This is a genomic window from Baekduia sp., assembly GCF_035685985.1.
Lineage (GTDB): Bacteria > Actinomycetota > Thermoleophilia > Solirubrobacterales > Solirubrobacteraceae > Baekduia.
Genome location: NZ_DASRZV010000025.1, coordinates 227,426 through 247,121, shown reverse-complemented (window position 1 = coordinate 247,121; position 19,696 = coordinate 227,426). Strand labels below are relative to the sequence as shown.

Annotated in this window: 22 protein-coding genes; 12 read left to right on the top strand and 10 right to left on the bottom strand. The window is 74.7% G+C overall.

What is annotated here, in order from left to right:
• The first annotated feature begins 80 nt into the window (after nucleotides 1-80).
• From VFG42_RS16830 to VFG42_RS16820, 3 genes are read left to right on the top strand one after another with little or no spacing between them, the layout of a single operon-like run.
• Nucleotides 81-1,304: an MFS transporter gene (locus VFG42_RS16830; protein ID WP_324909924.1), complete on the top strand. Its 1,224-nt coding sequence runs from the start codon at nucleotides 81-83 to the stop codon at nucleotides 1,302-1,304.
• Between the two features lie 9 nt (nucleotides 1,305-1,313).
• On the top strand, nucleotides 1,314-2,096 hold the full coding sequence (locus VFG42_RS16825; RefSeq protein WP_324909923.1) for an MBL fold metallo-hydrolase: 783 nt from the start codon (nucleotides 1,314-1,316) through the stop codon (nucleotides 2,094-2,096).
• 43 nt (nucleotides 2,097-2,139) lie between these two features.
• The gene (locus VFG42_RS16820; RefSeq protein ID WP_324909922.1) at nucleotides 2,140-2,394 is read left to right on the top strand and encodes a hypothetical protein; all 255 of its coding nucleotides are present in this window, start codon (nucleotides 2,140-2,142) and stop codon (nucleotides 2,392-2,394) included.
• 3 nt (nucleotides 2,395-2,397) lie between these two features.
• Here VFG42_RS16820 and VFG42_RS16815 read toward each other — a convergent pair whose 3' ends face one another.
• Nucleotides 2,398-3,405, bottom strand: a complete 1,008-nt coding sequence (locus VFG42_RS16815) for a Glu/Leu/Phe/Val family dehydrogenase (RefSeq protein ID WP_349260429.1) — start codon at nucleotides 3,403-3,405, stop codon at nucleotides 2,398-2,400.
• Nucleotides 3,406-3,488: 83 nt separating this feature from the next.
• The gene (locus tag VFG42_RS16810; protein ID WP_324909921.1) at nucleotides 3,489-4,979 is read right to left on the bottom strand and encodes a sigma-70 family RNA polymerase sigma factor; all 1,491 of its coding nucleotides are present in this window, start codon (nucleotides 4,977-4,979) and stop codon (nucleotides 3,489-3,491) included.
• Nucleotides 4,980-5,144: 165 nt separating this feature from the next.
• Between VFG42_RS16810 and bktB the strand changes: the two genes are divergently transcribed.
• From bktB to VFG42_RS16795, 3 genes are read left to right on the top strand one after another with little or no spacing between them, the layout of a single operon-like run.
• A complete protein-coding gene (gene bktB / locus VFG42_RS16805) occupies nucleotides 5,145-6,326 on the top strand; it encodes a beta-ketothiolase BktB (protein WP_324909920.1) in 1,182 nt (393 codons plus the stop codon).
• A gap of 51 nt (nucleotides 6,327-6,377) precedes the next feature.
• Nucleotides 6,378-7,001, top strand: a complete 624-nt coding sequence (locus VFG42_RS16800) for an SCP2 sterol-binding domain-containing protein (RefSeq protein WP_324909919.1) — start codon at nucleotides 6,378-6,380, stop codon at nucleotides 6,999-7,001.
• A gap of 41 nt (nucleotides 7,002-7,042) precedes the next feature.
• Nucleotides 7,043-7,447, top strand: a complete 405-nt coding sequence (locus VFG42_RS16795; protein WP_324909918.1) for a hypothetical protein — start codon at nucleotides 7,043-7,045, stop codon at nucleotides 7,445-7,447.
• Here the strand turns inward: VFG42_RS16795 and VFG42_RS16790 are convergent.
• Genes VFG42_RS16790 through VFG42_RS16780 form a run of 3 tightly spaced genes read right to left on the bottom strand, consistent with a single transcriptional unit; the run spans nucleotide 7,437 to nucleotide 9,736 of the window.
• Nucleotides 7,437-8,414 (bottom strand): NAD-dependent epimerase/dehydratase family protein, encoded by a 978-nt coding sequence (locus VFG42_RS16790; protein WP_324909917.1) that lies wholly within the window; start codon nucleotides 8,412-8,414, stop codon nucleotides 7,437-7,439. The two genes, VFG42_RS16795 and VFG42_RS16790, sit on opposite strands and share 11 nt — an antisense overlap.
• Nucleotides 8,411-9,058, bottom strand: coding sequence for a hypothetical protein (locus VFG42_RS16785; protein WP_324909916.1), 648 nt, complete (start codon nucleotides 9,056-9,058; stop codon nucleotides 8,411-8,413). Before VFG42_RS16785 ends, VFG42_RS16790 begins: the two co-directional genes overlap by 4 nt.
• A 39-nt stretch (nucleotides 9,059-9,097) precedes the next feature.
• Nucleotides 9,098-9,736: an NUDIX hydrolase gene (locus tag VFG42_RS16780; protein WP_324909915.1), complete on the bottom strand. Its 639-nt coding sequence runs from the start codon at nucleotides 9,734-9,736 to the stop codon at nucleotides 9,098-9,100.
• Nucleotides 9,737-9,781: 45 nt separating this feature from the next.
• On the opposite strand from VFG42_RS16780, the gene VFG42_RS16775 reads away from it, so the two are divergent.
• On the top strand, nucleotides 9,782-9,964 hold the full coding sequence (locus VFG42_RS16775; protein ID WP_027005696.1) for a rubredoxin: 183 nt from the start codon (nucleotides 9,782-9,784) through the stop codon (nucleotides 9,962-9,964).
• On the opposite strand, the gene bioA is transcribed toward VFG42_RS16775, so the two are convergent.
• Nucleotides 9,961-11,298, bottom strand: coding sequence for an adenosylmethionine--8-amino-7-oxononanoate transaminase (bioA, locus tag VFG42_RS16770; protein WP_324909914.1), 1,338 nt, complete (start codon nucleotides 11,296-11,298; stop codon nucleotides 9,961-9,963). The genes VFG42_RS16775 and bioA overlap by 4 nt on opposite strands.
• 123 nt (nucleotides 11,299-11,421) lie before the next feature.
• Between bioA and VFG42_RS16765 the strand changes: the two genes are divergently transcribed.
• The 3 genes from VFG42_RS16765 (at nucleotide 11,422) to VFG42_RS16755 (ending at nucleotide 14,839) form a co-directional block, all read left to right on the top strand.
• Nucleotides 11,422-12,936, top strand: a complete 1,515-nt coding sequence (locus VFG42_RS16765; RefSeq protein ID WP_324909913.1) for a DHA2 family efflux MFS transporter permease subunit — start codon at nucleotides 11,422-11,424, stop codon at nucleotides 12,934-12,936.
• Nucleotides 12,936-13,415 carry a MarR family transcriptional regulator gene (locus tag VFG42_RS16760; RefSeq protein ID WP_324909912.1) on the top strand — a complete coding sequence of 160 codons (480 nt, stop codon included), beginning with the start codon at nucleotides 12,936-12,938 and terminating at the stop codon, nucleotides 13,413-13,415. Before VFG42_RS16765 ends, VFG42_RS16760 begins: the two co-directional genes overlap by 1 nt.
• 62 nt (nucleotides 13,416-13,477) lie before the next feature.
• Nucleotides 13,478-14,839 (top strand): hypothetical protein, encoded by a 1,362-nt coding sequence (locus VFG42_RS16755; protein ID WP_324909911.1) that lies wholly within the window; start codon nucleotides 13,478-13,480, stop codon nucleotides 14,837-14,839.
• A gap of 27 nt (nucleotides 14,840-14,866) precedes the next feature.
• Here VFG42_RS16755 and VFG42_RS16750 read toward each other — a convergent pair whose 3' ends face one another.
• From VFG42_RS16750 to bioB, 4 genes are read right to left on the bottom strand one after another with little or no spacing between them, the layout of a single operon-like run.
• Nucleotides 14,867-15,283, bottom strand: a complete 417-nt coding sequence (locus VFG42_RS16750; RefSeq protein WP_324909910.1) for a VOC family protein — start codon at nucleotides 15,281-15,283, stop codon at nucleotides 14,867-14,869.
• On the bottom strand, nucleotides 15,280-15,966 hold the full coding sequence (bioD, locus tag VFG42_RS16745; protein WP_324909909.1) for a dethiobiotin synthase: 687 nt from the start codon (nucleotides 15,964-15,966) through the stop codon (nucleotides 15,280-15,282). The genes VFG42_RS16750 and bioD overlap by 4 nt, the downstream gene beginning before the upstream one ends.
• A 15-nt stretch (nucleotides 15,967-15,981) precedes the next feature.
• Nucleotides 15,982-17,268: an 8-amino-7-oxononanoate synthase gene (bioF, locus tag VFG42_RS16740; RefSeq protein ID WP_414642401.1), complete on the bottom strand. Its 1,287-nt coding sequence runs from the start codon at nucleotides 17,266-17,268 to the stop codon at nucleotides 15,982-15,984.
• Nucleotides 17,265-18,476: a biotin synthase BioB gene (bioB, locus tag VFG42_RS16735; protein ID WP_324909907.1), complete on the bottom strand. Its 1,212-nt coding sequence runs from the start codon at nucleotides 18,474-18,476 to the stop codon at nucleotides 17,265-17,267. Before bioB ends, bioF begins: the two co-directional genes overlap by 4 nt.
• Nucleotides 18,477-18,622: 146 nt before the next feature.
• Here bioB and VFG42_RS16730 point away from each other — a divergent pair, with 146 nt between their 5' ends.
• Entirely contained in the window at nucleotides 18,623-19,018 is a 396-nt protein-coding gene (locus VFG42_RS16730; protein ID WP_324909906.1) for a response regulator transcription factor, read from the top strand.
• Nucleotides 19,019-19,028: 10 nt separating this feature from the next.
• Complete coding sequence (locus VFG42_RS16725) at nucleotides 19,029-19,655, top strand: GNAT family N-acetyltransferase (RefSeq protein WP_324909905.1); 627 nt, start codon at nucleotides 19,029-19,031, stop codon at nucleotides 19,653-19,655.
• Nucleotides 19,656-19,696 lie beyond the last annotated feature (41 nt).

Sequence of the window (19,696 nt, the reverse complement as noted above, 5' to 3'; positions counted from 1 at the left end):
CGGCTGACTTCTCAGATTCCTTAGCTTCCAGCGGCCGCCGTCGCCCGCCCGTACGTGTTTAGGATGGGGGCGTGTCGCCGGTGAGGAGATCACTCCGGGTGCGGGGGTTCCCGGCGCTGGCGACCTCCTACGCGATCAACGAGCTGGGCGACAACCTCGGGGTGGTCGCGCTCGCGATCCTCGTGCTCGACCGCACCGACTCGGCGCTCGCGGTGACCGCGCTGTTCGTCGCCGGGAAGTTCCTGACCGCGTTCGCGGCGCCCGCGCTGACCGCGGCGCTGGACCGCCGGCGCGTGTCGCGCGTGCTGCCCGCGCTCTATGTCCTGGAGGCGGGCGCGTTCGTCGGCCTGGCGTGCCTGGCGCGCGGCGACGTGTTCTGGCTGCCGCTGGTGCTCCTGCTGGCGTTCGCCGACGGGCTGCTGGCGCTGACCGCGCGCGGGCTGTCGCGCGGGGCGATCGCGGCGGTGCTGATGCCCCACGACGCGCTGCGGGAGGGCAACGCGCTGATCAACGTCGTCTTCGCCGTCATGAGCGCGGCGGGACCGGTGCTGGCCGGGTTCATCGTGCACGAGTGGGGCGTCCCGACCGCGCTGTGGGCCGACGCGGCGTCGTTCGCGATCGTCGCGCTGCTGTTGCTGCTGAGCGCGCGGTCGCTGCCCGAGCCCGAGCCCGGCGACCCGCTGGAGTCCTGGCGCGCGCGGGTCCGCGACGGCCTCGAGTACGTGCGCGGCCATCCGACGGCCGGGCGGCTGATCGCGGGGGAGGCGGTGGCGATCCTGTTCTTCGCGCTGATCGTCCCGATCGAGGTCGTCTACGCGAAGGAGACGCTGAACTCGACGTCGCTGGGCTTCGGCGTGCTGATCGCGGCGTGGGGCGGCGGCATCCTCTTCGGCTCGGCGCTGTTCGCGCGCGCGGGCGGCCGCTCGCTGGGCTGGCTGGTGCTGGTCTCGACGGCGGCGATCGGCGCGGGCTACGCGGTGATGGCGGTGTCGCCGACGCTGCTGATCGCCTGCCTGGGCTCGGTGCTCGGCGGGACCGGCAACGGCGTGCAGTGGGTGGCGGTGATGACCGCGCTGCAGGAGGCCGTCGAGGACCAGTTCCAGGCGCGCGCGGCCGGGCTGCTGGAGAGCGCGGCGGCCGCCGTCCCGGGCATCGGCTACCTCGTCGGCGGCGCGCTGACCGCGGTGGCCTCGCCGCGCCTGGCCTATGCGGCCTCGGCGGTCGGCGTCGGCGTCGTGGTGCTCGTCTGGTCGCGGCGCCCGATCGTGCCCGAGCACGCCACGGTCGGCTCCTCGTCGTCGTAGGCTGGCGCCATGGACGACGTCGCGCACGTCCGGGCCGACAACCCGTCGGCGCTGACGCTGACCGGCACCAACACGTGGCTGGTCGGGCGCGATCCGTGCTGGGTCGTCGATCCCGGGCCGGACCTCGACGAGCACGTGCGGGCGGTGCTGGAGGCGGCGGCCGCGCGCGGTGGCGTCGGCGGCGTCGCGCTCACGCACGGCCACGGCGACCACGCGGGCGCCGCGCGGGCGGTGGCCGGCGACGCGCCGATCCTCGCGGCGGCGTGGGAGGGCGCGACCCGGCGCATCGGCGACGGCGACGCCGCCGGGCCGTGGCTGGAGGCCATCGCCGTTCCCGGCCACGCGCCGGACCACCTCTGCTTCGCGGCGGCCGGCGGCGAGGTCTGCTGCACCGGCGACGCGGTCCTGGGCGCCGGCAGCGTCTTCGTCGCCCCGGACCCGGGCGCGCTGCGCGGCTACCTCGACGGCCTGGAGCGCCTGCGCGCGCGGGGCTTCGCGCGCCTGCTGCCCGGCCACGGGCCGGTCGTCGAGGACGCCGACGCCAAGCTGGCCGAGTACGTCGCCCATCGGCTGGACCGCGAGCGTCGCCTGGTCGCCGCGCTGGCCGCCGACGACCGCACGATCGACGCGCTGCTGGACGCCGCCTGGTCCGACGCGCCGGCCGAGCTGCGGCTGCCCGCGACCGTCACGCTCTTCGCGCACCTCGACAAGCTCGCCGAGGAGGGCCGGCTGCCCGACGGCGTCGAGGAGCGGCCGGAGTGGTTCTCGCAGCTCGGCAAGCACGCCCACTAGGCGCACGACCGGCGGCCCGGGGCCGAGCTACGCTGTCCGGGCGATGCTCGCGAACGCCTACGGCATCTTCATCTGCGTGGCCGGCGTGGCCGGGATGATCTGGATCCTGTACGTCATGCGCGACGGCGACAAGGACCGTCACGACGAGGACGACGCCCGGTCGTTCTTCGACGAGCACGGCCACTGGCCCGACCAGACGCCGGAGGAGGCGGAGGCCGAGCGCGTCCGCCTCGCCGCGGCGTCGGCGGCCGCGGGATCGGCGCCGGTCAGCCACGCGTCGCCCGACGGGCTGGTCTAGCCGTCAGCGCAGGTTGCGCCGCGCGAGCGCGGTGGCCGCGGCCAGCGGCGTGGTGCCCGCGGCGGCCGCGTCGTCGTAGACGCGGCGCAGGGTGTCGCCGATCTCGGCCGTGCGGGCCTTCGCGCGGGTCGGGTCGTAGCCGCCGGGCTCCAGCTCGACCGCGATGTTGACGATACCGCCGGCGTTGGCGACGAAGTCCGGCGCCCAGAGGATCTCGCGCTCGCGCAGCAGGTCGGCGACGTCGGCCGAGGCCAGCTGGTTGTTGGCCGCGCCCGCGATCGCCGGCGCCTGCAGGCGCGGCACGCTCTCGTGGTCCAGGACGCCGCCCAGCGCGCAGGGCACCAGGACGTCGACGGCGGCGGTCATCGCCTTGGCCGGCGTCGTCCAGCGCCAGCCGAGCGCCTCGGCCTCGGCGCGCTTGGTCCGGTCGATGTCGGCGACGAGCAGCTCGGCGCCCGCCCGGTGCAGCAGCTTGGCGACGCGCAGGCCGACGTGGCCGAGGCCGACGACCGCGACCGTCCGCCCGCGCGGCGACGGGTCGCCGAACGCGCGCTCCAGCGTCGCCTCGATCGCGTGGACGACGCCCAGGGCGGTGAACGGGCTCGGGTCGCCGCTGCCGCCGGAGCGTCGCGACAGGCCGCTGACGTGGCCGGTGGTCTTCGCGATGACGGTCATGTCGCGCGTGGACGTCCCGACGTCCTCGGCGGTCACGTAGGTGCCGCGCAGGCGCTCGACGGTCTCGCCGAAGTCCAGCAGCGCGGCGCGGCGGCGCCTGGCGTCGAGCTCCTCGCCGGGCCGCAGGACGATCACGCCCTTGCCGCCGCCCAGCGGCAGCCCGGCGACCGCCGACTTGTAGGTCATGCCCTCGCTGAGGCGCAGCGCGTCGCGCACGGCGGCGCGGTTGTCGTCGTAGGTCCACATCCGGCAGCCGCCCAGCGACGGGCCGCGCACCGTCGAGTGGACGGCGACGATCGTGAAGAGCCCGGACCGCGGCCCCCGCCGGACGTACAGCTCCTCGTGGTCGAGTGTCGCCAGGTAGCGCTCGATGGGGTGCGACGTTAGCGGGCCCGCCGGGCGGTCGGCCCGCCGGGCGCTCAGCCCGCGGGCGGGGTGCTCGGGGCGGCGCTGGACGGCGCGACCGTGCCGCCGGGGTAGCTCGGCCGGCCGCCGGTGGTCGTCGTCGCCGCCGTGCTCGCCGGCGGGACGGGCGTGGTCGTCGGCGCCGTCGTCGTCGAGGTCGTCGGCGTGCCCGTCGCGCCCTGGTCGGTCGTCGCCGCCGTGCTGCCGGCGCCCGTCGTCGTGCCGGTGCCCGTGGCGGTCGTCGTCGAGGACGGGTCGCCCGTCGCGGTGCCCGCGGCGGTGGTCTCGGTGGTGGACGTCGCGTCGGCCGTCGTGCCCGGAGCCTCCAGGCCGCCGGAGGTCGGCTCCAGCGTGGGCGCCACGGCCGTCGAGGCGCTGTCGGCCGTCGAGGCCATGCGGGTGGCCGACGCCGCGTGCGTCGTGGCCGCCGCGCCCTCGTGCCCGCCGCCGGACGCCGGCGCCGCGTGGCGCACGGTCGTGCCCACGTCGTCGCGCGCGGCCTTGCTCGCGACCAGGGGCGCCGGGGCGGGCGCGGCCGCGGTGCGGGCCACGGGCGCGTGGCGCGCCGGCTGGACCGCGTGCTCGACCTGCTTGACGGTCGCCGCGCCGCCGCCGACGACCGCGGCCGCCGCGACCACCGCGACGACCTTCGTCGCCACCGCGCCGCCGCCGAGCGTCGCCATGCCGCCGGTGGTCACCGCCGCGGTGCCGACCGTCGCGCCGGCGCCCGCGCCCGCCGCGGCACCGCCGCCGCCCAGCGCGAAGGCGCCGCCGCCGGAGCCCGCGCCGCCGAGGCCGAGAACCTTGGCGACCAGCGCCAGCGGGCCGTGCGACGGCGCGAGGCCGTTGAGCTGCTTCTCCACGCCGCGCAGCGCGGTGCGGTACTGGCGGCAGCCGTCGCACTCCTTGAGGTGCTTCTTGGCGCGCCCGGACACGCGCACGCCGCGGTCGAAGGCGGAGACGAGGTCGTCGCGGATCTCGACGCACGCGGTGTCGCGCGCCTCGACCGCCTCGACCAGGCCGATGCGCGCGCGGACCAGCAGCGACTTGATCGCCGGGACCGTGACGCCGAGCGCGGCGGCGAGGTCGTTGTAGGAGAGCCCCTCCATCTCGCGCATCAGCAGCGCCGAGCGCTGCTGCTCGGGCAGGGCGCGCACGTCCTCGACGAGGCGGCGCAGGTCCTCGCGGCGCTCGTAGGCCTCGGCGGGCTGCTCGCCCGCCGAGCCGCGGTTGACGTCGAAGATGTCCTCGGCCGCAGGCGCGGGGCGGCGCAGCTGGTCGATGCAGCGGTTGTGCGCGACGCGGTACAGCCACGCGCGCAGCGCGACCTCGCGGCGGTCGGTGCGTAGCGCGTTGTAGGCGCGCAGGAACACGTCCTGCAGGACGTCCTCGGCGTCGGAGCGCGAGCCGCCGAGCATCTGGCGCGCGTAGGCGAAGAGCCGGGCGCGGTAGCGCTCGTGGATCGCGCCGAAGGCCTCGTCGTGGCCGGCGCGGAACAGCGCCACCAGCTGGTCGTCGGACCGCAGCCGCAGAAGTGGCCCCGCGAGCGCGACGCGGGTGAGACCTACGGGGTGAGATAGCGCTGAAGCTTCCACAGCAGTAGTCCTCCTCGGCGACTCTAACGAAGCCCCAGAAAGAAGGTTTCGCGTTTCTCAGAGAGACTTCATGAAATGACCAACGTCGTCATCACCTCCGCCGCGCGCACGGCGATCGGCTCCTACGGCAAGTCGCTGGCCGGCGTGGCCCCCAGCGACCTGGGCGCCGCCGCCGCGAAGGCCGCCCTGCAGCGCTCGGGCGTCGCTCCCGAGCAGATCGAGCACGTCGTCTTCGGCAACGTCATCCACACCGAGACCAAGGACGCCTACATGGCGCGGGTCGTCGGCATCAAGGCGGGGATCCCGAAGGAGACCCCGGCGTTCACGGTCAACCGCCTCTGCGGCACGGGCGTCCAGGCGCTGGTGAGCGCGTGCCAGGCGATCCAGACCGGCGACGCCGACGTGACGCTGGCCGGCGGCGCGGAGTCGATGAGCCGCGCGCCGATGTGGCTCCAGGACGGGCGCTGGGGCTCGAAGATGGGCCCGGCGCCGGTGGTCGATCCCGTCCAGGGCACGCTGACCGACCCGTTCCACGACATCAAGATGGGCGTGACGGCCGAGAACCTCGCCGAGCGCATGGGCATCTCGCGCGAGGAGCAGGACGCGTTCGCGGTCGAGTCGCACCGGCGCGCGAGCGCGGCGCAGGCGGCCGGGAAGTTCGACGACGAGGTCGTGCCGGTCGGCGTGAAGGTCAAGCGCGAGACGGTGGACTTCACGCGCGACGAGCACATCCGCCACGAGGTCGACCAGGCCGCGATGGCCAAGCTGCCGGCGATCTTCAAGAAGGACGGCGGCACGGTGACCGCCGGCAACGCGTCCGGCATGAACGACGCGGGCGCCGCGCTGGTGCTGATGTCCGACGACAAGGCGGCCGAGCTCGGCGCGCCGGTCCGCGCGCGGGTGCTGGCCTACGCGTCCTGCGGCGTCGACCCCGAGGTCATGGGCATCGGCCCGGTCCCGGCCGTGCGCAAGGTGCTGGACCGCAGCGGCGTCGCGCTGGAGGACATCGGCGTGATCGAGCTCAACGAGGCGTTCGCCGCGCAGGCGCTGGCCGTCATCAAGGACCTCGACCTCGATCCGGCGCGCGTGAACCCCAACGGCGGGGCGATCGCGCTCGGCCATCCGATCGCCGCGACCGGCGCCGCGATCACCACGAAGCTGCTGGCCGAGATGGATCGCGGCGACCATCGGTACGGCCTCGTGACGCTCTGCATCGGCGGTGGCCAGGGCATCGCGATGCTCCTCGGCAAGGAGTAGAAGGGCGTCAGCCCGCTATGGGTCGCGGAAGGCCGGTAGCCTCCGCGGCCCATGGCGCACTTCGAGTCCGACGCCGAGGTCTACGACCAGCTCGGCGGCATCCTGAACAACCTGGTGTACAACACGGAGCGTCGCGCGCTCCTGCTCCAGGCGGACGCGGTGGTGCAGTTCGCCTTCCGGGACCCGAGCGCGACCGTGACGCTCGACGTGCGCGCCAACAAGACCCCGCGGATCCAGATGGGGGAGAGCAAGCTCCGCGCCGACGTCGTCCTGTCGATGGACGCCGACACCGGCCACGCGCTGCTGACCGGCGAGCTGTCGCCGACGATCGCGCTGGCCCGCGGCGACGTCCGCACCAAGGGCCCGGTCGCCAAGGTGCTGCGCCTGGTGCCCGCGACGGTCGGCGCCAGCGCGGTCGAGGCCGACCTGGAGCCGGAGCCCGAGCCCGAGCCCACCCCGGCGCCCGCCGCGGAGGCGCCGGCCGTCGAGGCGACGCCGCCGGCCGAGGAGCCGCCCGCTGAGGCGCCGCCGGCCGAGGAGCCCGCCGCGTCCGAGGAGCCGCCGGCCGCGCCCGCCGAGGAGCCCACCGGCCCCGAGGCCGCCGAGGAGTCCGCTCCGGTCGACCCGCCGGTCGAGGCCGAGACGCCGCCCGCCGAGGGCGACAGCGCTTCCTGAGCGGCGAATGAGCCACGCCCCGGGCGGGAACCGCTCGGGGCATGAAGCTGCTCGTGCTGGCCACCGATCCCGTCGACGCCGACGACCTGCGTGGCGCGCTCGACGGCGACGACCTCCAGGGCGCCGAGGTGCTCGTGGTCTCGCCCGCGCTCAACGAGTCGCCGGTCGCCTTCTGGGTCTCGGACTCCGACGAGGCGATCCGCGACGCCGAGTCCACCGCCGAGCGGACGGCGGCCGCGCTCCAGGCCGAGGGCGCCCGCGCCCGCGCGACCACCGGCGAGAGCGACCCGCTGCTCGCGCTGCAGGACGCGCTCACCACCTTCGAGGCCGACCGCGTCGTCGTCTTCGCGCGCGGCGACGAGGAGGCCCAGCGCTATCGCGAGGACGACGTCCTCGGCGAGACGCGGCGCCGCTTCGGCGTGCCCGCCGTCGAGATCACCCGCTGACGGTCGCGCGCAGCGTCGCCTGCGCGTCGTGGCGCGGGCGCCAGCGCAGCAGCCGCCGCGCCCGCGCGGTGTCCATCAACGTCGGGCGGCGGACCGCCTCGATCCACGTGACCTCGTCGGGGACCAGCGGCAGCCGCGCGACGACCTCGGCCGTCGCGTCCACCGCGAAGCCCGGGACGCGCACGCTCGCGTAGCCCAACGCGCGGGCCACGTCGCCCATCGTGACCGTCCCCGGCCCGGCCAGGTTGTAGGCCCCGGGCTCGCCGCGGCCCAGGACGCCCGCGCGCAGCGCCAGGGCGACATCATCATGATGGACGAGCTGGAACGGGACGCCCGGATCCGGCAGCACCGGCCGCACGCCCGGGACCGCGGCGAGCGCCGCGCGCAGGGCGCCGGGCAGCCGGTCGCCCCAGCGCACGTACGGGATCTGGTCGATGAGCATCGGCGCGCGCGGCCCCGCGACGATGCACGGCCGGAAGACGTAGGCGTCGATCTCCGCGTCGTCGAGCACGTCGCTCAGCAGCGCCTCGACCTGCGCCTTGTGATGGGAGTAGGGCATCGCCGCGTTGCCGACGGCCGGGTCGTCCTCGGTGATCGGCCGGTCGAGGTCCGGGAACCCGTACGCGGCGACGCTCGAGGCGTACACCAACCGCCGCGCGCCCGAGCCGACCGCCGCCTCGAAGACGTTGCGCGACCCCTCCAGGTTGACGTGCTCGCTCTCCCGCGACCCGGCGACGATGACGAACGCCAGGTGCACGACGACGTCGGCGCCCGCGCACAGCCGCTGCACCGACGCGCGGTCCAGGACGTCGCCCTGCCGGTACTCGACCTTGCGCCAGCCGTGGGCGGCGGGATCGAACGGCCGCCGCGCCATCCCGGCGATCGACGTGACCTCCCGCGCGCGCTCCAGCGCGTCGACGAACGCCCGGCCGATCTCGCCGGTCGGGCCGGTGACCGCGACCCTCACGCGACCGCGTGCGGCACGACCCGCCAGCCCTCGGCGCCGGCCAGCAGGTCGCCGTGGACGCACGGGCCGTTGCCGGTCGCGTGCAGGCACGCGGGGCCGGGCTCGACCGGCATGCCGACCGGCAGCCACGGGAGGCGCAGGACGCCGCCGCGCGCGTCGGGCGTCACGTCCAGGCGCGCGGCGAACGGGAAGCCGTCGGGCCCGACGCAGGCCAGCAGCGCGCTGGAGACCGCCTCCAGCCGCGGATCCCAGTGCCCGCTCCCGCCGCCGGGCGCGGCGTGCGGCACCTCGGGCTCCTCGTTGTGGCCCGAGCGCACCTCCTCCAGGTGCGCGTCGAACATCCGCGGCTCGGCGTCGTCGGCGTCCCACGCGTAGACCCGCTCGGGCCGGACGTGCAGCGCCTCGTCGGCGTAGGCGGTGCCCTGGACGAGGACCGTCGGCACGTCGGCCGAGAACAGCAGCGCGACGTGCGGATCGGAGATCGGCGGCCGCGCGCCGACGACGTCGATGCACGGCCCGCCCTCCCGATAGCGCGACGCCACCGCCCGCGCCCGCGGCCGTCCGGACGCGTCGACGGTCACCAGCTCGGCCTCGGCGCAGCGCGCGAACACCTCGCGCAGTTCGGACGGCAGCGTGGCGGTCATGCCATCGACAGTACGCCCGCCGCCCGCCGCCGGGCAACCCTAGGAGGCTTCGTCGTACCCCGGCTCGCCCGGCAGCAGGATGCGGGCGTGCTCGCCGCCCATCACGACGCGCGGGACGACCGGGACGACCTCGCGGCCGGCCGCGAAGCCCAGCAGCGCGTCGGCCGACGCGAACGCCGAGAGCTGCTCGAGGTGCTTGATGGTGGGGAAGACGAGCAGCAGCTCGCCGGCCCGGTGGCGCTCCAGCGCGCCTCGGGGCGTGAACCAGCCGAGGTCGACGCACTCGCCGCCGTCGACCTCCGGCCGGGCGCCGTCGGGCACCGGCGCCAGGAAGAAGTGGGTGTCGAAGCGGATCTTGACCTGCGGCGGCGTGATCCAGCGGCTGAAGCGCACCAGCGACGCCGGGTCGAGGCCCTCGACCGCCGCCTCCTCGGCCAGCTCGCGGACCGCCGCGGCGCGGTGGGCGTCGTCGCCCTCGCCCTCGGAGCGGTCGACCGCGCCGCCCGGGAAGACCCACGCGCCGCCCATGAAGCGCTGCTCCGGGTTGCGCTGCACCAGCAGCACCTCCAGCGTCCGCTCCCCGCCACGCAGGAGGATCACGGTCGCCGCCTGGCGCGGCTCGGTCACCGTCCCCGTGTCGTTGAGCTCCTCGCCCGGGCCCGGTCGATCTGCGTCCACTCGGGGGACACTACTGGCCGTCCGGCCAGTACCGTCTCAGGTCACATGAGCGAGAGCGCAACCGTTCAGAAGTGGATCTGCGAGTCCTGCGGATTCATCTACGACCCCGCCGACGGCGATCCCGACGGCGGCATCCCGCCCGGGACCGCGTTCGAGGACATCCCGGACACGTGGTTCTGTCCCGTGTGCGGCGCGCGCAAGCGCGACTTCGTCGCCTACGAGGACTAGACGACCGGAGCGACGGCTGCGGGCGCGCGTGGGGTACCTGCGCCCGTAGCCGCCGCGATGGCCTCCGCGGTGATCGCGACGAGCTGTCGCAGCTCGTCCTCGGCGATCGACAGCGGCGGCATCAGCACGACGACGTCGCCCAGCGGGCGGACGATCGCGCCGCGCTCGCGCGCCGCCAGCGTCACCTGATGGCCCATGCGGGCCTCCAGCGGGAAGTCCGTCAGCTGGATGCCCACCATCACGCCGCGCCGCCGGATCTCGGCGACGGTCTCAAGGGGCGCGATCGAGGCCTCCAACAGCTCGGCCAGCAGCGCGATCTTGGGCTGGAGCGCCGCCAGCGTGTCCTCGTCCTCGAAGACCCGCAGCGTCGCCAGCGCCGCCGCGCAAGCCAGCGGGTTGCCCGTGTAGGTGTGGCCGTGGAAGAACGTGCGGAACTCCTCGAAGCGCCCGAGGAAGCCCTCGTAGACCCGCTCGGTCGTCAGCGTCGCGGCCAGCGGCAGGTAGCCGCCGGTGAGGCCCTTGGCCACCGACATGAGGTCGGGGACCACGCCCTCCCGCTCGCAGGCGAACATCGTGCCGGTGCGTCCGAAGCCGGTGGCGACCTCGTCGACGACCATCAGGACGTTGTAGGCGTCGCACAGCTCGCGGACCGCGCGCAGGTAGCCGTCGGGGTGCAGCAGCATGCCCGCCGCGCCCTGGACGAGCGGCTCCATGATGAGCGCGGCGATCTCGTCGCCGTGGTCGCGCAGCACGCGCTCCAGGCCCTCGACGTCGCCGGCGGCGACGCGGATCCCGTCGAACAGCAGCGGGCGGAACATGGTGTGGAACAGGTCGATGCCGCCGACCGACACGGAGCCGATCGTGTCGCCGTGGTAGCTCATGTCCAAGTACACGAACTTGGTCCGGCGACCGTCGGGCTCCTGGATCCGGTGCCACTGGAACGCCATCTTCAGCGCGATCTCGTTGGCCGTCGAGCCGTTGTCGGAGTAGAAGACGCGCGACAGCGGCGCGCGGCCCTCGCCGCGCGGGGCGATCGCCAGCAGCGCCTCGGCCAGCGCGATCGCCGGCGGATGCGACAACCCCAACATGGTCGTGTGCGCGACGCGGTCCAGCTGCGCGCGCACCGCCGCGTCGATCGCCGGGTGCCGGTGGCCGTGGACGTTGCACCACAGCGCCGAGGTGCCGTCGAGGTAGGCCCTGCCGTCGGTGTCGTGGAGCCACGCGCCCTCGGCGCGCTCGACGATCGGCGCGTCCTCGGCGGCCCATCCCTGCTGCTGGGTGAACGGATGCCAGAGGGCGGACCGGTCCAGCGCGCGCAGCTCCTCGGTGGTCATGGCGCAACGCTAGGCGCCGGGACGGACGCCATCCGGGGGTGGTCGTGTCCTGCGTGGGACAAGGGGCTCAAGCCGAGATGTCTTGACGCCGAAACATTTGGTGGCTAAAATTTAGGCACCGAAATGAATTCACCCGCTTCCTCTCTCCCCACCTCCACTCCCCGCATCGAGCCCCACGTCTGGCGGATCGCGATCGTCGTGATCCTCGGCGCGATCATGTCCGTGCTCGACACGACGATCGTCAACGTCGCGCTCGACGACCTCTCGACCGACCTGCACTCCTCGCTGGACTCGATCCAGTGGGTCGTGACCGGCTACATGCTCGCGCTGGCCGCGGTGATCCCCGTCACCGGCTGGGCCGCGCGCCGCTTCGGCTCGCGCCGTCTCTACCTCATCGCGCTCGTCGCGTTCACCATCGGCTCGGCGCTCTGCGGCCTGGCCAACACGAGCGGCCAGCTCGTCGCCTTCCGCGTCCTGCAGGGCATCGGCGGCGGCATGCTGATGCCGATCGGCCAGATGGTGCTCGTCAAGGCCGCCGGCCCGCGCAACCTCCCGCGCGTCATGGCCGCCATCGGCGTGCCGATCATCCTCGCGCCGGTCTTCGGCCCGACGCTCGGCGGCCTGCTGCTCGAGCACGCGGGCTGGCAGTGGATCTTCCTCGTCAACGTCCCGGTCGGCATCCTGGCCGTGACCGCCGCGCTGAAGCTGCTCCCGCGCGACACGCCCGAGGAGGCCGGCAAGCTCGACGCGCTCGGCCTCGTGCTCGTCGCGACCGGCCTGGTCGGCGTCACCTACGGCCTGGCCGAGTCCGGCACGGCCGGCTCGCTGACGGATTCGAGCGTGCTCCTGCCGCTGCTGGCCGGCATCGTCCTGATCACGGCCTTCGTCCTGCGCGCGCTGCGGATCCCGGCGCCGCTGCTGGACGTCCGGCTGTACAAGAACAAGGCCTTCGCGGCCGCGTCGCTGACGACGTTCTGCCTCGGCGCCGCGCTGTTCGGCGCGATGATCCTGATGCCGCTGTACTTCCAGACCGTGCGCGGCGAGGACGCCGTGGCGACCGGCCTGCTGCTGATGCCGCAGGGCATCGGCGCGGCGATCGCGATGCGGTTGAGCGCGACGTTCACCGAGCGCTTCGGCGCGGGCGTCACGGCGCTGATCGGCGGCGCGATCACGATCGTCGCGACGATCCCGTTCGTGGCGATCGGCGGCGGGACCTCGTACTGGCTGATCGGCGCGGCGATGGTCGTCCGCGGCCTCGGCATCGGCCTGTCGATGATGCCGGCGATGACCGCGGCCTTCGCGGTCCTGCGACCCGAGCAGGTCAACCACGCGACGCCGCAGCTCAACGTGCTGCAGCGCGTCGGCGGGTCGGTCGGCACGGCGATCCTGTCGGTGGTGCTGAGCAACCACCTCGAGAGCGCGGCGCGCTCCGCCGGCGGGCGCCCGACCGCCGACGCGATGGCCGGCGCGTTCGGCACCACGTACTGGTGGGTCATGATCGTGACCGTGCTGGCGCTGGCGCCGACGGCGCTGCTGGCGGTCGTCGAGCGCCGGGCCCGCGTGGCGGGCACGGCCGGCGACCTGCCGTCCGAGGCGCGGCTGGAGGCCGACGCGGCGCTGGTGGAGGCGGCCGCCTGATGAAGGCTCCGGTCCCGGCGGAGACCGCGCGGGTCGCGGGCGACGCGTCGCCCGCGACCGAGGCCGTCCGGCTGGCGTTCGTGGAGCTGATGGGCGCCGAGCGGCGCCTGCGCGCCCGCGATCAGAAGTGCGCCAAGGGCGAGCTGACCCAGAGCCACATCCGCGCGCTGTTCGCCATCGACAAGTCCGGCGAGGCGACCGCCGGCGACCTGGCCAAGGCCGCCGAGCTGTCGCCCGCCAGCGTCTCGGCGATGCTCGACCACCTGGAGCGCGACGGCATCGTGGAGCGCCACCGCTCCGAGCACGACCGCCGCGTCGTCGTCGTCCGGCTGACCGACTCCGGCCGCACGTTGTTGGAGGAGAAGCGCGCCCTCTGGCGCCGCCGCGGCGCCGAGGCGCTCGCCGACGTCTCCGACCACGACCTGCTCGCGGCCGCCGACGTCATGCACCGCATGGCGCGGCTGCTGGACGAGCTGTAGACCTCTCCGATCGGCCAGGGCCCCCGCCAAAGAGCGAGGCTGAGCGATTAGGATCGCGGTCGATGGCTGAGAGCCTGCTCTCCCAATCGCTCTTCGGCGGGATGCCGGCACCGACGCTGCGGCTGAGCTGGAGCGATCAGCGAAGCCTCGAGCAAGCGGCGGCGGGCGCCATGGCCTCGGCGGTCGAGCTGCGCCACCTGCGCGATGCGGTCAAGGACGTCGAGCTCGGCCAGGAGCGGGTCGGGACATGGATCGCGTCAGCGGTCTGGTCGCTGGAACGCGACCTCGGCTTGCGCTTGGACCAGCAGACCGCCGTGCTGGTGGCGCAGCGCGAGCTCCTGCGCAGCATCGACGAGGCGCTGCGCACCCCGGCCAAGACCCGCGCCGCGGAGCGGATCGCTGACACCGGCGAGCTGCTGCGCCGTGGCCGATACGACCGCGCGCTCGCGATCGCCCAGGAGGCGATCGACGACGACCCCAACAACCCGGCGGGCTTTCGCGCGGCGGGTTGGGCGCTGTGCGGGCTGCGGCGACTGGGCGAGGCACGCGCGGCCTTCGCGGAGTGCGCGGCGGCCTCGGACGACGACGAGCGTGCTGAGGCGCTACGCCAGTCGGCACGGCTGGCGTACCTCGTCGAGTCGCCTGCGGCCGCGCTGGCGGCGCTCGCCGCGGTCGACGACCAGATGAGCCCAGAGCAGGAGCGCGCGGTCCTGTACGACCGCGCGGTGTACCACGCCGAGGACGGCGACGAGGAGACGGCGGGGCGGGAGCTGGCGCTGGCGTACCAGGGCGACAGCCGCTTCGCGCTGCAGGCGCTCAACGACGAGGTCCTCCGTCGGCACCCCGCGCTTCTGGCGGGCGTCTCGGACCATGTTCGTCATCTGATCGAGCAGTTGCAGGTCGCGACGCGGGAGGTCGACCGGGATCTCGCCGCGGTCGATCGAGCGATCGCGGACCTGATCGAGGAGGTCGAGGATCCGGCCGCGATGCTCCGCACCGTCCGCGCGCGGTTGCGGGCCGACGTGTCTGACCTGAGGCGCCGGCGCGCGGCGCTCGACGAGCACGCCGACGACGCGGGCTCGGCCGATGCGCTGCCGGTGAACCAGGTGCAGAAGCGCGCGCGGGCGGTGCGCCGGCTCGCGCGGACGGCCGAGGAGCTCCTGGCGGCGCGGGGCGAGCGTCAGTCGGCGGCTGCGGCGAAGGCGGCGCAGGAGGAGATCGAGCGCGAGCAGATCCAGGCGCGCCGTCGCGTCCTCGACGAGGCGATCAACAGGACGATCGCGGAGGCGGGCCGCAAGTGCCAGGTCCACCGGTCGGTGCTCGACTTCAACGCCACCGTCACCGCGTCGGGCTTCCTGAGCTCGGCGGCTTGGAACATCTCGGTCGACGAGGACCTGCGCGTCTCGGTGACCCCGGCCCGCTGACCGCTCGACGCGTTCGATCGAGGCGCGTCAGGACGGCCGCTCGGCGTAGGAGATGAACTCCAGCAGGGAGCCGTCGGGGTCGCGGAAGTACACGCTGAACCCGGGGCCGCCCGCGCCGTTGCGGGGGACCGGGCCCTCCTCGGGCTCGACGCCGTGCTCGCGCAGGTGCTGGATCGCCTGGGTGGCGGTGCCCGGCCAGACGAGGCAGAGGTCGGCCATGCCGGGCGCGGCGGGGATGCGCGCGACCGGCTGCGGGTCCATGCCGGGGCCGTGGACGTTGAACATGATGTCGCCGAAGCGGTAGCGCCAGCGGCGTGGGCCGTGCTCGGTCAGCTCGACCAGCTCGGCACCGCAGACGTCGCGGTAGAAGGCGTTGGACCGCGCCCAGTCCGACACTGCGATCACCACGTGGTCGAGCGTGATCCCGTCCGCGCCACCGGTCATGACAGCCAACGATCGTACGGGAGGGCGGCGCCCGCCGACGCCAGTTGCTCGGTGCTCCAGCCCGGCACGCGCGCCAGCGTGCTGACCTCCACGCCGCTCAGCGCCTCGATCGTCGTCGCGTTGGAGCGCTCCATCGGCGACGGCGCCCGCGGCCACGGCGTCAGCACGACGCCGCGGACGTCCAGGCCCGCGGCGCGCGCGACCTCGATCGTCAACATGGTGTGGTTGATCGTCCCCAGGCCGGGCCGCGCGACGACGACCACGCCCAGGCCCAGCGCGGCGGCCAGGTCGCGGACCAGGTACCCGTCCAACGTCAACGGCACCAACAACCCGCCGACGCCCTCGGCGACGAGCGTCCCGCGCGCGTCGGCCGTCGCCCGCGCGACCGCGACCAGCCGCTCCGGATCGATCGCCTCCTCCGCCAGCTCGGCCGCCAGGTGCGGCGACACCGCCGGCCCGTACCGGTACGGCGCGACGTCCGCGCCCGAAGCCATCCCCGCGCACCGCGCCAGCAGCTCGTGGTCGTGCGGCTTGCCGCCGTCGGGCGCCTCGTCCAGGCCGGTCACCACCGGCTTGAACGCGCCCACCCGGCCGCCGGCGGCCGCCAGCGCCGCGGTCAGCGCGGCGGCGACCACGGTCTTGCCGACCTCGGTGTCGGTCGCGGTGACGAACAGCCCGCGCACGGCGCCCGCCCGGCCCTACGCCGCCGCCGAGCGCACGGGCGCCGGGGTCGGCGTCGGCAGTCGCTCCTCCGGGTGCCCCGCCGGCTGCGCCGCCGCGACCGGCACGCCCGCGCCCGGCCGGAAGCCCGCCCGCAGCGCCGCGCGCCCGAGCGTCCGCGCCGCCGCGCGCAGCTCCTCGCGCGTGTGCGTGGCCATCACCGCCACGCGCAGCCGCGACGTCCCCGCGGGCACGGTCGGCGGCCGGATCGCCTGCGCGAAGACGCCCGCCTCGATCCCGTGCTCGCAGACCGCCATCGCGAGGTCCGCGTCGCCGACCACGAGCGGGACGATCTGCGTCGTCGAGCCCGCGACCTCGAAGCCCTCGCGCGCCAGCTCGTCGCGGAACGCGTCGGCGTTGAGCCGCAGCCGGTCGACCATCTCGGGCTGCTCCTCCAGCACCTCCAACGCGGCGAGCGCGCCGGCGATCGCGGGCGGCGGCGGGGCCGTCGAGAAGATCAGCGACCGCGCGGTGTTCGTCAGCAGGTCGCGCATCGGCGCGTCGCAGGCCGCGAACGCGCCGTAGGCGCCCAGCGCCTTGCCGAGCGTCCCGACGACCACGTCGACCTGCCCCTCCAGGCCCGCCTCGGCGACCGCGCCGCGCCCGCCCGGGCCCAGCGCGCCGGTGGCGTGCGCCTCGTCGACCACCGTGCGCAGCCCGTGGCGCTGGGCCAGCTCCACCAGCTCGACCAGCGGCGCGACGTCGCCGTCCATCGAGAACACGCTGTCGGTCACGACGATCCCCGGCCGCCCGCGATGGCGGCGCAGCCCCCACGCGAGGTGCTCGACGTCGCAGTGGTCGTAGACGAACACCTCGGCGCGCGCGAGGCGGCAGCCGTCGATGATCGACGCGTGGTTCAGCTCGTCGCTGAAGACCAGCGCGCCGTCGCCGGCCAGCGACGCCAGCGCGCTCACCACGCCGAGGTTCGCCAGGTAGCCGGAGCCGAACAGCACCGACGACGCGGTCCCCTTGAACGCCGCCAGCGCCTCCTCCAGGCGCCGGTGCACGGTCATCGTCCCGCTCACCAGCCGCGACGCCCCGGCGCCCGCGCCCCAGCGCATCGCCGCGTCGGCCGCCGCCTCGCGCACCCGCGGGTGGTCGGCCAGGCCCAGGTAGTTGTTGGAGCACAACAGCAGGACCGGGCGCCCGTCGAGCACCACGCGCGAGCCCTGGGGCCCCGAGACGTGGCGCATCCGCCGATGCAGCCCCGACTCCCGCAGCTCCTCCAGGCGGGCCTCGACGTCGCTCACGGCCGCGGCGCTCAGTGCCCGAACGGCAGGCCGGACGACGTGACGGACTCCGCCGGTCGCTCGCCGTCCGGCCAGCGGTTCGGCGCGCCGTCGGGGCGCGGCGGCACCGTCTCCTTCTTGGCGTAGCGCAGCTGCGAGGCCGGGTCCCAGACCGTGACCTTGACGCCGGCGCTCTCGGCGTCGGCGAGCGTGTCGAGGTAGTCCTCGACCACGTCCGGCGTCTCGCCGCTGAGCCACCCGGAGCGGTTGTCGGGCCGCGGGTTGGCGCCGTTGTCGGCGTGGCGCGCGACGTTCAGGCCGAGGTCGGTGAACATCGCGCGGTCGTCGGCCGGGTCGGCGTTGAGCGTCGTCAGGAAGTTGCCCATCATCACGCCGTTGAGGCCCGCCTTGACCGCCAGCGGCTGCAGCTCGCCGAGGTTCTCGACACGTCCGCCGCACAGCCGGAACAGCGCGCCGGGCAGGATCAGCCGGAAGATCGCGATCCACTGCACGACCTCCCACGGGTCCATGTGGTCGCGGTCGCCGAACTTCGTCCCCGGACGCGGGTTGAGCAGGTTGATCGGCACCGACGTCGGGTCGATCTTGGCCAGCTCGAAGGCCATCTCGACGCGCTGGGCGCGCGTCTCGCCGAGGTTGAGGATCCCGCCGACGCACGTCTCCAGCCCGGCCTCCTCGACCGCGCGGATCGTCCGGATCCGGCCCTCGTAGCGGACGGTCGTGGAGACCTCGGGGTAGTAGGACTCGGCGGTCTCGACGTTGTGGTGGACGCGCTGGATGCCCGCGTCCTTCAGCGCCTTGGCCCGCTGCGCCGACATGTGCCCGATCGACGCGCAGCGCTTGAGGTTCGTGTGCCGCGCGACCAGGCGCGCGCCCTCCAGGACCTTCTCGAAGTCGCGCTTCGACAGCCCCTGGCCCTGGGTGACCATGCAGAAGCGGTGCGCGCCCGCCGCCTCGGCGGCCTTGGCGTGCTCCAGGATCTGCTCGGGCTCCATCATCGCGTGCAGCGGCGTCTCGGCCTCGGCGAAGCGCGACTGCGCGCAGAACCCGCAGTCCTCGGCGCAGCCGCCGGACTTCGCGTTGACCAGCGAGCACAGGTCGGTGCTGTCGCCGAACCGCGCCTGCCGGGCCGCCCACGCCCGGTCCACCAGCGCCAGGATCTCGTCGCGATCGGTGATCTCGCCGAGGCGGAGCGCTTCGTCGCGAGTGATGAGCGGCGCTGGCATGGGCGGCACAGTAGGAGGGGTCCCGGACGGTTCCTCAGGGGGCGTCCCATCGTCCGATCGCACGATCGACTGGACGACCGTCCGTCCGTCGATCATCAGAAGTGGGGATGGCGGAACGACGCTCACCAACCGATGATGTGCTCTGCGTGGCCGCCGCCGATCCCATCCGTGTGCTGCTCTGCGACGACGCCGAGGGCTTTCGCGCCCTGATGCGCTCGTCGCTGGAGGACGACCCCTCGATCGAGATCGTGGGGGAGGCCTCCGACGGCGCCGCCGGCGTGGACGCGGCCGCCGAGCTGCAGCCCGACGTCGTCCTGCTGGACATGTCGATGCCGCGGATGGGCGGCCTGCAGGCGATCCCCAAGATGCGCCGCCGCGCGCCGCGCGCCTCGATCATCGGCCTGAGCAGCCTCGCGGCCGAGCGCATGGCCGCTCCGTCGATCGAGATCGGCGCCCACTCCTACCTGGAGAAGGGCACCGACCTGGAGGACATCCGCGCGGCCATCCACGACGCGGCTCGCACGGGGCTGAGCGAGCGCTAGCGTCGTCCCGATGGACGACGAGGAGCTGGCCCGCCGCTCGATCCGCGGCTTCGCGGAGATGGTCGCCCGGCTGGACGGGGCGGGGACCGACAACCCGTGGATCGACGCGACGGTCGACGAGGGCGACGCGTACGCGATCTGGTCGCGCGGCAACCGCGTGCGCGGGCGGGTCGAGGACCCGTCGCTGGCGATGCCGGTGCTCGGGCTGGAGCTGGCCGGGACCGACCTCGACGGCGGCGAGCGCGACGCCGCGGCGCCGTCGATGGAGGTCGTCGGCCGGATCAACGACCGCGCCTACGAGCAGGGCGACGTCCTGCGCCCGCTGTTCATCGCCGCCGACGGCGCGCCCGGGCTGGCCGCGCACGGGATCCGCGTCGACGGCGCGTGGGCGTGCGTGCTGCTGATGCTGCGCGTGGAGGACGACGTGGCGGTCCACTTCGTCGCCACCGAGTCCGACTTCCGCCGCCGCGGCCTCGCCTCGCGGCTGATCCGCGCCGCGCTGGCCGACGCCCGCGCGGACGGCGCGAGCACCGCCACGCTCCAGGCCAGCCCGGACGGCCTGCCGGTCTACGAGCGCCTGGGCTTCCGCCGCGTCGCGACGCTGCGCGCGTTCCTGCGCCCGGGACGGATCGCCTAGGCGGTCGGGGCGGCCGCGGCCGCGGCGCCTAGTGTCGTGAT